This is a genomic window from Streptomyces griseicoloratus (genome assembly GCF_014534645.1).
GTDB lineage: Bacteria > Actinomycetota > Actinomycetes > Streptomycetales > Streptomycetaceae > Streptomyces > Streptomyces griseicoloratus.
Window position 1 is genome coordinate 196,770 of the sequence record NZ_JACVQF010000235.1, and the last position, 11,873, is coordinate 208,642.

10 protein-coding genes and 2 pseudogenes are annotated in these 11,873 nt (G+C 68.4%); 5 read left to right on the forward strand and 7 right to left on the reverse strand.

What is annotated here, in order from left to right; genetic code table 11:
• Nucleotides 1-49 precede the first annotated feature (49 nt).
• The 5 genes from H0H10_RS36600 to H0H10_RS36620 form a co-directional block, all read right to left on the reverse strand.
• Nucleotides 50-1,072 (reverse strand): alcohol dehydrogenase catalytic domain-containing protein, encoded by a 1,023-nt coding sequence (locus tag H0H10_RS36600; protein ID WP_188185506.1) that lies wholly within the window; start codon nucleotides 1,070-1,072, stop codon nucleotides 50-52.
• A gap of 48 nt (nucleotides 1,073-1,120) precedes the next feature.
• Nucleotides 1,121-1,846 carry a hypothetical protein gene (locus tag H0H10_RS36605; RefSeq protein ID WP_188185507.1) on the reverse strand — a complete coding sequence of 242 codons (726 nt, stop codon included), beginning with the start codon at nucleotides 1,844-1,846 and terminating at the stop codon, nucleotides 1,121-1,123.
• Between the two features lie 456 nt (nucleotides 1,847-2,302).
• Nucleotides 2,303-2,872 (reverse strand): TetR/AcrR family transcriptional regulator, encoded by a 570-nt coding sequence (locus tag H0H10_RS36610; RefSeq protein WP_188185508.1) that lies wholly within the window; start codon nucleotides 2,870-2,872, stop codon nucleotides 2,303-2,305.
• A 659-nt stretch (nucleotides 2,873-3,531) separates the two neighbouring features.
• Nucleotides 3,532-4,434 carry a YceI family protein gene (locus tag H0H10_RS36615; RefSeq protein WP_188185509.1) on the reverse strand — a complete coding sequence of 301 codons (903 nt, stop codon included), beginning with the start codon at nucleotides 4,432-4,434 and terminating at the stop codon, nucleotides 3,532-3,534.
• Nucleotides 4,435-5,591: 1,157 nt separating this feature from the next.
• Complete coding sequence (locus tag H0H10_RS36620) at nucleotides 5,592-6,296, reverse strand: GntR family transcriptional regulator (RefSeq protein WP_188185510.1); 705 nt, start codon at nucleotides 6,294-6,296, stop codon at nucleotides 5,592-5,594.
• Nucleotides 6,297-6,430: 134 nt separating this feature from the next.
• Here H0H10_RS36620 and H0H10_RS36625 point away from each other — a divergent pair, with 134 nt between their 5' ends.
• The 4 genes from H0H10_RS36625 (at nucleotide 6,431) to H0H10_RS36640 (ending at nucleotide 10,538) form a co-directional block, all read left to right on the forward strand.
• Nucleotides 6,431-7,270, forward strand: coding sequence for a fumarylacetoacetate hydrolase family protein (locus H0H10_RS36625; protein ID WP_188185511.1), 840 nt, complete (start codon nucleotides 6,431-6,433; stop codon nucleotides 7,268-7,270).
• A gap of 18 nt (nucleotides 7,271-7,288) precedes the next feature.
• Entirely contained in the window at nucleotides 7,289-8,212 is a 924-nt protein-coding gene (locus tag H0H10_RS36630) for a VOC family protein (protein WP_188185512.1), read from the forward strand.
• 39 nt (nucleotides 8,213-8,251) lie between these two features.
• On the forward strand, nucleotides 8,252-9,997 hold the full coding sequence (locus H0H10_RS36635; RefSeq protein ID WP_188185513.1) for an FAD-dependent monooxygenase: 1,746 nt from the start codon (nucleotides 8,252-8,254) through the stop codon (nucleotides 9,995-9,997).
• 109 nt (nucleotides 9,998-10,106) lie between these two features.
• Complete coding sequence (locus H0H10_RS36640) at nucleotides 10,107-10,538, forward strand: hypothetical protein (RefSeq protein WP_223180963.1); 432 nt, start codon at nucleotides 10,107-10,109, stop codon at nucleotides 10,536-10,538.
• A gap of 187 nt (nucleotides 10,539-10,725) precedes the next feature.
• On the opposite strand, the gene wrbA is transcribed toward H0H10_RS36640, so the two are convergent.
• Entirely contained in the window at nucleotides 10,726-11,343 is a 618-nt protein-coding gene (wrbA, locus tag H0H10_RS36645) for an NAD(P)H:quinone oxidoreductase (protein WP_188185514.1), read from the reverse strand.
• Between the two features lie 296 nt (nucleotides 11,344-11,639).
• Here wrbA and H0H10_RS40385 point away from each other — a divergent pair.
• A pseudogene (locus H0H10_RS40385) lies at nucleotides 11,640-11,748 on the forward strand (CoA-transferase); the annotation flags it as partial.
• 56 nt (nucleotides 11,749-11,804) lie between these two features.
• On the opposite strand, the pseudogene H0H10_RS41365 reads toward H0H10_RS40385, so the two are convergent.
• Nucleotides 11,805-11,864, reverse strand: a pseudogene (locus H0H10_RS41365) (hypothetical protein); the annotation flags it as partial.
• Nucleotides 11,865-11,873: the final 9 nt, after the last annotated feature.

The window sequence follows — 11,873 nt, forward strand, 5'->3', positions numbered from 1 at the left end:
ACGACCCGCGCACCGTCATCTTCCGCCCGGACCGCCGCACTCGGCCGCGTCAGCGACCGACCTCGAGCACCATCCGGAAGCGCGCGTCGCCGGACATCATCCGTGCGTACGCCTCTCCGGCCTGCTCCAAGGGAACGGTCTCGACCATCGGGCGGATGCCGTGGGCGTGGGCGAAGCCGACGTTGTCCTCGTTGTCGCCAGGCGTGCCGGTCAACGAGCCGACGATCGAGCGGGCACCGAAGATGAGCGGCAGGGTGCCCACCTCGATCGGGTCCTGCGCCACGCCCACGACGACCAGCTGCCCGCGGACGGCAAGCCCCCCGACCAGCGGCGACATCGAGGCGCCACTGCTGGCGGTGGCGAGAACGACCCTGGCACCGCCCAGTCCCTGCAGTGCCTGGCCCGGGTCGCCCTCGGCGGAGTCGATGTAGTGATGCGCCCCGAGCCGAAGCGCGAGCTCCTTCTTGCCCCGGCCACGCGCGATCGCCGCCACCTGGAACCCCAAGGCGCGCGCGTACTGGATGCCGAGGTGTCCCAGGCCGCCGATGCCCTGGACGGCGACGAGGTCGCCCGTGCGCGCGGCCGAGGTCATCAGCGCGTGATGCACCGTCAGGCCCGCACACATCAGCGGGGCCAGCTCGGCCGCCGGTATGCCGTCCGGCACCGCGACGAGACCTGACGCCCGGGCCGTGAGGTACTCGGCGTACCCACCCTGCTGACTGTCTCCCAGCACCGGTTGGTCGGTGCAGTACACGAAGTCCCCGCGACGGCACATCGCGCACTCACCGCAGTGCCCGCCCAGGTAGCCCAGGCCGACCCGCTGCCCTGCCCGCCAGCCGGTGACGCCGTCGCCGACGGCGTCGATCCGGCCGATGACCTCGTGCCCGGGCACCACGGGTACACCGGACGGCCGACTGCCGGTCATGTTCATGATCCCGGCCACATCGCTGTGGCAGACGCCGCACGCCTCGACCGCGATCCGGACCTGTCCTGCCCCCGGCGGCTCGAACCTGCGCTCGACAAGGGTGAAATCACCGCCGGCGGTCGCCTCGACGGCGCGATAGCCGCTCATGACTCCTCCTGTCCTCGTCCGGGCCTTGCCGGGTAGACGTCCATCGCTTCACGAGACCGTGATGTCGGTGAGATCGATGGAGATGATCACCGGTTCGGCGACCTTCTGGTTGTGCTCGTCGGTGAGGTGCACCGAGCGCCTGGTCGGGAAGACGAGCCCGCCGAACGTCCGGTGCTCCCACGTGTAGTGCGCCGAGTCGCGGTCGGCGGCACCGAACACGTCGGGCCGGTAGTCATGGCGCCGGATGAGGCCCTTGGCGTCGACGTAATAGGTCTGCACCCGGCTGTGGGTGGCGATGCGGTCGGGGAAGGTCACCTGCAGGCGCCGCCAGGTCTCGCCGTTCTCCTCCCAGGGCTCGATCTCCGTGGCGGTGAAGCCCGGCTCGGCGAAGACGAAGGGCTCCGTCAGATAGGTCCACATGGCATACCCGGCGAAATACGCCGCGTGCAGACGATCCCACGGCGTCTCGAGCGTGTGCCCGGCGAAGGACTCCCGTGGCTTGACACGCTCCTCCGTCACCTGGCCGTCGAGGGACTCGATCACGACCCGGTCGGGGGTGTACGCCGCGCGCAGCCCGGGCCCCGCGAAGGGCGCGAGGGTGGCCGACTGCCGGTGCGGGTCGAGGGAGATGCTGTACCGGTCGAGCACCCCGGGCTGGCCCTTGAGGCCCCACAGTGCGCCGCCGGCCTGCACCTCGGCCGTGATGCGACTGGCGGACCGCCAGCGGTCGAGGCCGCCGTGGGCGGCGATGACGGTCTCGAGAAGGTCAGACATGAGGGGTTCCTCCTAGCTCCAGCCATCCAATATGACCGGTCGTCTTAAAACCTAAGAGCGAAACGGCTCAGACGCAAGCGGGGGTAGTGCCGCGAACGGGAAGTGTCCGGGTGCCGACGGGGAGCCGTCTCTGCCGGCTCCCTGAGTGTCGGCGCGCTCACCGGGCTCGACCGGAATGGACCTCCGCCGTACGCCTCCTGGCACAGCTCGGTGCGTTGCGGGGTCTCTCGATCACCGATCGCTGGCCTCGCCGACCCGGCGGACTCGACGCCCGGGTGCCGCAAGCGACGTTCGAGGGGACGACTGACGGCGACGCGGGCCCTGCGGTGAGCCGGCCCATGCGTCGGCACTCGGCCGACGGACGCAGTCGTCGTCGAAATTCCGCGCCACCGACGACTTCGCCTGCAAGTGGCAGTCGACGCCGGTGCCCGCCGCTCACCGCGAGGGCGCGGCAGGCTAGACGACGAGCGAGTCGAAAACGTCGAAGAAGCCGTCCAGGGGAGCACGGCTCCGGGTCACCTTCGCCCGCAACACCGCACCTTCCCACCCGTCTACGAGAAACTGTCCAAGTTGGCCGGGGGGGAGGGCGCTCGTGAGGGCGCCGGCCGCACGAGCTTCTTCCAGGACCTGTGTGACAGCGTCGGTCCAAGCGCTCAGCCGGGCATCGACCTTGCCGCGCATGGTGTCCGTCTGGTTCGCCAGCTCCGCCCCGAAGTTCCCGAACATGCACCCACGCCCGTAGGAGAAGCGCTCCAGATCTGCGGCGAGGTACTCAAAATGGGCGCGCAGCCGTGACACGGGCGGCAGGCTCTCGTCCCCCAGCATCTCCAGCCTGCGGGAGGCGGCGTAGCGGTCCATGACCTCGCCGGCAAGGGCTTCCTTGTTCTCGAAGTGGTTGTACACCGACCCCTTGGGAACACCGGCCGTGCGGGCGATGTCCTGGATCCCTGTGCCGTTGAAGCCGCGCTCGTGGAAACACTCCATGGCGGCCTCGACCAACTGCTCCCGAACGCTGGGCCTGGGCATGCGCTCCCCTTCTCTCACGCAGAAGAATATGAACGGTCGTCTTGTGCGTCAAGTCGGACGCCCTGAGATCGGTGGTGGCGGGCCGCCCGTTCCGACGGCCGACGGGCGCCATTCCACCAGGCACGCTCGCCGAGTCGCGGCCGTCACCCGCCCTCGTTCACTGCCACGATGTCCGCCGCCCGGCCATGAGGTTGACGGAACCCGCCCAGAAGCGACTCCCCCTCGCCCGGCGCGGCACCGGGCCGGACTACCCGCATCGCCGGCCCGGGTGGCCGGTCTCACGGTGACCACGCCGGCCCCTGCGGGCTAGTGTTCTCAGCCCCGCCCACACCCGCCGCCTGACCGGGGAAGCGGGTGCAGGTAACTGACAGGTCACCGCTCCGGTCGTACGGTCGGCCTCCACGATCATCGTTGCTGGCCTCGGCACACCCTCTGGGCCGAAGGCCATGCCAGCTCGATGGCCTAGAGCGTGTCACGCGCAGTGAATGCTGATCGTCAGCCCGCTGGGACGGAAGACGTGGAGCCCCGGCTCATCGGACTCCGATACTGCGGAAAGATCGCGGAGGGAGGCCAGCGTGGGCGCGTCCTTCGAGGTTGCGTTTCCGCTCAGCGGCCCGACTCCAGCACGCACCTGATCCGCCCGGCTTGGGTGGAGCGCTCTACTGCGGCGGCGTCGGGGTGTCCGGGCCCTGGAACATCGCCTGGAGATCCAGCTCGAGCTTGATCCGCGGACCGACGACGGCGATGCCACGAGCGAGCATGGAGCGCCAGTTGAGGGTGAAGTCTTCCCGATGCAGCTCGGCCGTAGCCAGTGCGGCGCATCTCAGCTCTTGCCCGTAGCCCCCGTTGACCATGCCCAGATAGGTGGTGTCCAGTTGCACGGACCGGCTCGTGCCATGCATGGTCAGCACGCCCTGCACCGTCCACTTGGCGCCGTGCCGGTGCACGAAGCTGTCGCTCGCGAAGTGAATATGGGGGTATTTGGCCACGTCGAGGAAGTCAGGCGAGCGTAGATGGTTGTCCCTGGTTCTGTTGCCGGTGGTGATGCTGGCCGCCTCGATGGATACCTCGACGGACGAGTTCTCCATGCGCTCCGCGATCTGAATGCTGCCGTCGAACTGGGTGAAGCGACCGTGCACATGCGCCATGCCTACATGCTGCGCGACGAATCGGATGGCGGTGTGCGGCGGATCGAAGATCCAACTGCCGGGAAGCGGCAGCTCCTTGATCGGTGAGGAACTCATGCGAACCTGCCCCAGGTCGCAGCGTGATCCGGCCGCCACTGTGAAGGTGTTGTGCGCCGGCTCCAGGCTGTCGGCCGTCACCAGGATGGTGTACTGGCCCGGGCGCAGCATGGCCACGAACCGCCCGAAGGGATCGGTCGTGGCAGTGACCGTCGTGTAGCGGGTGGCGTTTTCGGTCACTGTGATGGATGCGCCATGCAACGGCATGTCCCTCGGGTCCATGACCTCGCAACTGACAACTCCCGCATCACGCGGCGGAGTTGGGAACAGATCCGCCGGACTGGCAGCCCTGTCCTTGCGGCGGAGCAGAAAGGTCATGATGGTGCCCTTCGAGATGACGTCGACCGGGGCATTGTTTCACTTTCAACTACCCTGTTGAGGTTGTCTCACTGGTGAAACCGCCGAGTCTCCACGCTGCCTTCGCAATTTCGGCACCGGCTCGAGTGCGGAGTGCGGAGTGCGGAGTGCAGTGAGTGCGATGAGGCCAAGGTGGGACGGTCGAGGTGGGGGCAACCTGTCCGTGTCACCGGCCCGGGGTCCGGTGAAGATGTATGGATGCGGCGCCATCCGCCTGCTGGGGGCGTCGCCTCATGGGTCGGGTCCGGAGCCTGTCGATTCGGCGGCGCGGAACGAGGTGCACTCCCCAGTCGCCTCTCCTGTCCGTATGAAATACATGGCGACCCCCGTCCGACCCACCGCATCGGCCGGGCGGTACCCGTCGAAGGTGCACACGCCCCGGCTGTACGGTCAGCAGATTCCCAATGGCGTGGCGCACCTCACCCCGAGGGTGGTTTATCGTTCAACTAAAAGGGCGTAGTGTCGTCATCGCCTGATCCAAGGCGCGCCATCGCGATCTGTTTCCGCAGGTCACGAGGTGAGCAAGGAGGAAAGATCATGGGGTTTGGCAGTGCGTGTCGGGTCGACTCGGCGGCCGCTCTCCCGGCCGGTGACCGGGAAGCCGTCGTCCCGCAGTCCGATGGAGGGCGCGACGATGACGGGCCTCGTGAGGGACGTGGGTACCGCCGCGGTGGCCGTCGTTGGCTGCTGTTGGACTCGGTGGGTGCCGGCCTGGACTCCCACCTGACCTGCCGCGATGACGACGACCGCCTCCATGGCCCGGAGGGCGGTCGCCGGGTGCGCGACTGACCCGCGCGGAGGTTTCCCGTGCGGCTGGCGGGTTGCCCTCACGTTCCGATGTCGTGATCGGCCGTCACGGGAGATTCCGCCGGAGAAGGCGCTGAGGCGCTGCAATTTCTCCTGCACCGGGTCGATCGAGGAGCCGGTGCAGGGGTCATCGGCCTGGGGATGGGCTGATGACAACCGGGCATGAAGGGGGATCGTGCCCAGCCGCGGGGGCTGCGTTCGCGGTCGCCCAAGGGGACGGTGGCGACCGAGGGATGCCGAGCGCTGCCCCCGCGGCCCCCATGTGTGAACCAGGAAGTAATCGACCGACGCTGTCCAGGGTCGGTCCCCGATCACTCCTGAGCTTCGGAGTGGTCGTGGTCCAGGCGGTCGGCGGCCGCCAGCAGGAGCTCGGTGGTGTGCCGTACATGCGCGCACAGGGCGGCCGCCGCGGCGTCCGGGTCCCGGGTCAGTGCGGCTTCGAGCAGGGCTCGATGTTCCCCGGTCAGGTCCCGGCCCGGCTCGTCGCCGAGCGGCTGGGACCACCGGCGGTAGAGCTCCGCCTCGTCCCGCAGGCCGAGAGCCATGCGCAGCAGTCGCTGGTTGGTGCAGCCGGCCAGCAGTGCCTCGTGGAAGGCGGCGTGGGCGGTGGCCCAGTCGTCGTCGACGCGCTGGTCGTCGCCTTCGGCGGTGTACGGTGTGCGCTCCAGGGTGTGGTGCGCCGCGACGAGGCGGGACTCCCAGGCGAGGTCGCCCTCGACCACCGAGCGGCGCAGGACGAGGGTCTCCAGCTCGACCCGGGCCTCGGTCAGCTCCCAGAGCTGCTCCCGGGACAGGGGCGTCACCACGAATCCCTGGTGCGGCTCCGACCGCACGAGCCCCTGTTCGGCCAGACGTACCAGAGCCTCCCGCAGCACGCTCACGCTCGCGTCGTAGCGCGTACCGAGTTCCGGGAACTTCAGTCTGTAGCCGGGCAGCAACCGACCGCTGAGGATGTCGGCGCGCAGCCGCGCCCGTACGTCGTCACTCAGTGTCTGCTTCCCACCCTTGGCCACCATGGGCTTCACCCTAAGGGAAGATCGAATGCACCTCAAACTTTCGAAAGTTCATTGACTCCTCGAATGTCGACGCCTAAAACAGTCCTAGCTCTTCGGCGACGACGCCGAAGACGACACCGCCTGGAGCGTGCGAGATGCGTATTGCGAATGCGGCCGGTCGGCTGATGCTGCTGACCGACGACGGCTGGACGGATGTGGAGCGGGCCAGCCGTGGACTGTTCTCGGCCGATCCCCAGCAGATCTACGAACGCTGGGAAGAGTTCCGCCACTGGGTGGCCCAGGCCCAGCCGACCGGTGACGAGACCCTCGACGAGTCCGAGCTGGGCTCGCCTGCCCCGCGACCGCGCCAGCTCCTGGCGATCGGCCTCAACTACCGTGATCACGCGGACGAGTCCGGGTTCACCGTCCCGGAGCACCCTCCGGTCTTCACCAAGTTCGTCTCTTCGATCACCGGCCCGTGCGGGGACATCTCCCTGCCCGAGGGCAGCGTGGACTGGGAGGTGGAGCTGGTCGCGGTCGTCGGACGCCGTGCCTGGCAGGTGAGTGAGGAGCGGGCCTGGGCACACGTGGCGGGCCTGACCGTGGGGCAGGACATCTCCGAGCGTGACAAGCAACTCTCCGGACCGGTACCGCAGTTCAGCCTCGGCAAGTCGCATCCGGGCTTCGGCCCGATGGGCCCCTTCCTGGTCACCCCCGATGAGTTCGATGACCCGGACGACCTCGAGCTGGGCTGTTCGATCAACGGCGAGAGCGTGCAGAAGGGCCGTACCTCTGACCTGATCTTCTCCGTTTCGCAGCTGATCGCCCGGCTGTCCGCGGTGCTGCCGCTGCTGCCCGGAGACGTGATCTTCACGGGTACGCCGGCCGGTGTCGGCCTGGGCCGCAACCCGAAGCGGTACCTCGCCGACGGAGACGAACTCGTCTCCTACGTCAAGGGCATCGGCGAGCTGCGCCACCGCCTGGTCCGGGCCTGACAGGGGGGCAGACACACCATGGGACTGCACCGCCTCACCTCGATCACCATCGGGGTGCCCAACGTGGAAGAGACCTCCCGGTACTACGCGGATTTCGGCCTCCAGCCGACCGGTGAGCACTCCTTCGCCACCGTCGACGGCGGACAGCAGCTGAAACTCGTCCGGACGCCGACGAGGCGGCTGGTCGAGATCGGCATAGGGGTGGACGACCCCGACGACCTGGACCGCGTGGCCGCCTCGCTCGCGCGCCTGGAACTGGCCGGCGAACGGACCGCGAACAGGCTGGTGACCGAGGAGCCCATCGGTGGCGTACGAGCGGTGCTCGACGTCTCCGAGCGGCTGAAGCAGCCGGCGATCGAGGCCACCCCGTACAACGGGCCCGGACGGATCGACCGGCCGGGGGCGAGGGCTCCCGGGGTGCTGCGCGAGGGGCCCGTGCGGCCCCGCAAGCTGGGGCACGTGGTCATCGGTTCCACTGATCAGGAAGCCACGCAGCGGTTCTTCACCGACGGACTCGGCTTCAAGGTCAGCGACTCCGTCCCCGGCATGGCCGCCTTCATGCGCTGTTCCACGGACCACCACAACGTGCTCGTGACGTCCGCGCCGGTGAACTTCCTGCACCACACGTCCTGGCAGGTCGAGGACATCGACGAGATCGGACGCGGGGCGACCGCGATGCTCGACGAGCACCCCGAGCGGCACGTCTGGGGACTGGGCCGCCACCACATCGGCTCCAACTTCTTCTGGTACTTGAAAGATCCGGCCGGCAACTTCACCGAGTACTACTCGGACCTGGACTGCATCGTCGACGACGTGCTGTGGAAGCCGGAGGTCTTCGAAGGTGCCAAGGGCCTGTTCAACTGGGGACCGCCTCCGCCGCCCTCATTCCTGGAGCCGGAGGACCTGGCGTCCCTCATGACCGGTGCGCACGCGCCCCGGTGACCAACCCCTGATCACCTGGAGAAGGAAGAGCCGCATTCCATGCGCACCATCAAAACGTCTGTCCTCGTCGTCGGGGCCGGGCCCGCCGGTCTCACCGCGTCCGCTCTCCTGGCCCGTGACGGCATCGACACGATCACGGTGACGAAGTATCAGGGCACCGCCAACTCCCCCCGGGCCCACATCACCAACCAGCGCTCCGTGGAGGTCTTCAGGGACCTGGGCATCGAGGACCGCGTCCGGGAGCTGGCCACCCCCCATCACCTGATGGGCAACAACGTCTGGGCCACCAGCTTCGCCGGCCAGGAGTTCGCGCGGCTGATGACGTGGGGGACCGGCATCAGCCGCAAGGCCGACTACGAGGCGGCCAGCCCATGCGAGATGTGCAACGCCCCCCAGCACATCCTGGAGCCGGTCATTCTCGAGGCGGCGCAGGAGGCGGGTGCCGACATCCGCTTCTCGACCGAACTGGTGGAGATCAGCCAGGACGAGGAGGGGGTCCTCGCCACGGTGCGGGAGCGCACCACCGGAGCCGAGTACGCCATCCGCGCCCAGTACGTGATCGGCGCCGACGGCGGACGTTCCACCGTCGCCTGGCAGCTCGGGTTCACCTTCGACGGCGAGGCGGGGCTCGGCGCCGCCGTGAACGTCTGGCTGGAGGCGGACCTCACGAAGTACACCGCCCACCGGCCGGGCGCGCTGTACTGGATGTGCCGGCCCGGCAACGACTACTGGGTCGGCAGCGGCACGTTCATCTGTGTCAAGCCGTGGACCGAGTGGGTCATGCTGTTCATGTACGACCCCGCCGACGGTGATCCGGACCTCAGCGAGGAGGCGCTGCTGGCGCGTGCTCACACCACCATCGGCGACCCCGACGTGGACGTGAAGATCAAGGCGGTCAGCCGCTGGGAGATCAACCACATAGTCGCCGAGGAGTACCGCAAGGGCCGGGCCTTCCTCGTCGGCGACGCCGCCCATCGTCACCCGCCCGCCAACGGCCTGGGCTCCAACACCTCCGTCCAGGACTCCTACAACCTGGCCTGGAAGCTCTCCGCGGTCGTCCGCGGTCTGGCCGGGCCGGAGCTCCTCGACAGCTACCACCAGGAGCGCCAGCCGGTGGGGCGTCAGGTCGTCGACCGCGCACTGAAGAGCGTGCAGGACATGCTGCCGATCTCGCAGGCCCTCGGTTTCCGCCCCGGCCAGAGCGCCGAGGAGGGATGGGCCGGCCTGGAGGAGCTCCTCAGTGACAGCGATGCCGGACAGAAGCGCCGCCGTGAGCTGCGGGAAGCGGTCGAGCTCCAGAACTACCAATTCAATTGCCACGGTGTGGAACTGGGCCAGCGCTACACGTCCGGCGCCGTGATCGACGACGGTACCCCGTACCCGCCGTTCGAGCGCGATCCCGAGCTGTACTACCACCCCACCACCCACCCAGGTGCCAGTCTGCCGCACGCCTGGCTGCAGCACGGCACGGAGCGCGTCTCCACGCTCGACCTCGCCGGCGGCGGGAAGTTCTCCCTGCTCACGGGCATCGGTGGCGAGCCATGGCTGGAGGCGGCGCAGAAGGTCGCCGAGGACCTCGGCATCGACCTGGAAGCCCACGGCATCGGCCAGCGGTGCACCTACGAGGACGCGCTCGGGGACTGGGCCCGGGTGCGGGAGATCGCGGACCGGGGATGCCTCCTGGTCCGGCCGGACCGGCACATCGCATGGCGCAGTCACGACCTGCCGGCAGACCCGGAGCATGAGCTGCGCCGGGCCCTGGAGGTGATCCTCGCGCGCGGCTGACGGCTCCGCCCGCCGGCCCGCTTCGTCCCCGCTCCGGACCGCCGTCCCCGACCGTGTGCATGGCCTCGCGGCAGGGGACGGCGCACGCGATCCCACCACAAGGAGGAACATGACCCCCGTGTCGTCTGTCACGCCTTCGGCCGAGGACCACAAGGCCGTCACCGTCGACTACTTCAAACGCCTGGACACCGGCCGGGACCTGCTGGATCTGTTCGACGACGACGCCTACGTCTGCTTTCCCAAGCACGTCCCCGCGCGCGGCATTGAGGAGGTGCGCCGGCTGTTCACCGACATCGGCGCGCTGTTCACCTCGATCGTCCACGAGATTCCCTACTTCAACTACATCGCCGAGGGCGAATTCCTGGTGGTCGAAGGGTTCCCCATGGCGTGCTCGCCGACGGCACGGCCTGGCACGCGGGGCAGAGCCTCGGCGGACGCTTCTGCAACGTCTTCCAGATCCGTGACCGTAAGATCCACCGACTGTTCATCTACCTCGACCCCGACTACGGCGACGCCGACACCCAGCGCTTTCCTTGGCTGAGGCCCTGACGCCCGTTCGGCCGCCGTCGGTTGACACACGTCAAGCACTGCTGCGCCGCGGCGACACGGACCCGGACAAGGGCGCGCCGCCCCTCCCGTGGGGGAGGAGCGGCGCTGGAAGGCACGTCCACAGTGGCAGGGCAGGAGGGGGCCGTGAACGTGCCGCCCTGTCGGCTTGCCGTCGGAACTCAGGCGGCGAGGCCGTTCTTGAGGGCTTCGGCGATCTGGACGACGCGTTCGGCCTGGTGGCGGGCGGCGTCGCGGGTCTGGTCGCCGATGGGGTTGTTGCCCTGGGCGTCGACGTGGGAGGTGCCGTAGGGGTTGCCGTCGACGAACTTGACGGGGTCGGTGTAGCCGGGGCTGACGATGAGGCCGCCGAAGTGGTGGATGGAGTTGTAGAGGGCGAGGAGGGTGGATTCCTGGCCGCCGTGGGTGGTGGCGGTGGTGACGAAGCCGCTGTAGACCTTGTTGGCCAGCTTGCCCTGGGCCCACAGGCCGCCGAGGGTGTCGATGAACTGCTTGAGCTGGGAGGAGATGTTGCCGAAGCGGGTGGGGGTGCCGAAGATGACCGCGTCGGCCCATTCGACATCGGCCGGGGTGGCGACGGGGATGCCGGCGCTGGCCGCGGCGTGGGCGGCCCAGGCTTCGTTGGAGGCGATGGCGGCCTCGGGGGCGAGTTCGGCGGCCTTGAGCAGGCGGACCTCGGCGCCGGCCTTCTCCGCGGCCTGGGCGATCTCCTTGGCGATCTCGGCGCTGAAGCCGGTCGAGGAGTAGTAGACGATGGCCAGCTTGACGGGGGAAGACACAGTTGATCTCCGTTCACTGCTGAGTACATGGGCGATCGCGGCCTGTGGCAGACGTGACCGGCCGACACTCCGGTCGTGCTCGGAGCGGCGGCGACCGCAAATCTAGTTGAAGCGTAAACCATGCGCCAGGCGGGGTCTCCTCTGCCTGATGCACTTCCCTCGATCTTTCGAACTTTCCTCATACTTTCGAAAGTCTCTTGACCTGTCGAATGAAGGCCCTGAGACTGTGCCTGTGCTTCGGACGCGCCGTCCCAGGGCCGACCGTCCCGACCGTCATGTCATGATGGGAAAGCCCCGTGGACAAAGTCCGGGAGACCGCAGCCGACGCGGTCCGTGAGATCAGTGACGGAGCATCGCTCGCCGTCGGCGGATTCGGGCTGAGCGGCGTACCGGATGCGCTGATAGTACTGACGGGTGAACTCCTTGTTCTCCCCCACGTACGAACCGGTGACACGTGCGACCCGTCCGGCCGCGAGCAGGATGCCCAGGCCCCTGCCGTCCACTCCGCAGTTGTTGGACACGACGCTTAA

Excerpts from the sequence above, each read along its gene's own strand:
- H0H10_RS36600 (WP_188185506.1), bottom strand. The coding sequence starts at position 1,072 with ATGAGCGGCTATCGCGCCGTCGAGGCGACCGCCGGCGGTGATTTCACC.
- H0H10_RS36605 (WP_188185507.1), bottom strand. The coding sequence starts at position 1,846 with ATGTCTGACCTTCTCGAGACCGTCATCGCCGCCCACGGCGGCCTCGAC.
- H0H10_RS36610 (WP_188185508.1), bottom strand. The coding sequence starts at position 2,872 with ATGCCCAGGCCCAGCGTTCGGGAGCAGTTGGTCGAGGCCGCCATGGAG.
- H0H10_RS36615 (WP_188185509.1), bottom strand. The coding sequence starts at position 4,434 with ATGACCTTTCTGCTCCGCCGCAAGGACAGGGCTGCCAGTCCGGCGGAT.
- H0H10_RS36620 (WP_188185510.1), bottom strand. The coding sequence starts at position 6,296 with ATGGTGGCCAAGGGTGGGAAGCAGACACTGAGTGACGACGTACGGGCG.
- H0H10_RS36625 (WP_188185511.1), top strand. The coding sequence starts at position 6,431 with ATGCGTATTGCGAATGCGGCCGGTCGGCTGATGCTGCTGACCGACGAC.
- H0H10_RS36630 (WP_188185512.1), top strand. The coding sequence starts at position 7,289 with ATGGGACTGCACCGCCTCACCTCGATCACCATCGGGGTGCCCAACGTG.
- H0H10_RS36635 (WP_188185513.1), top strand. The coding sequence starts at position 8,252 with ATGCGCACCATCAAAACGTCTGTCCTCGTCGTCGGGGCCGGGCCCGCC.
- H0H10_RS36640 (WP_223180963.1), top strand. The coding sequence starts at position 10,107 with ATGACCCCCGTGTCGTCTGTCACGCCTTCGGCCGAGGACCACAAGGCC.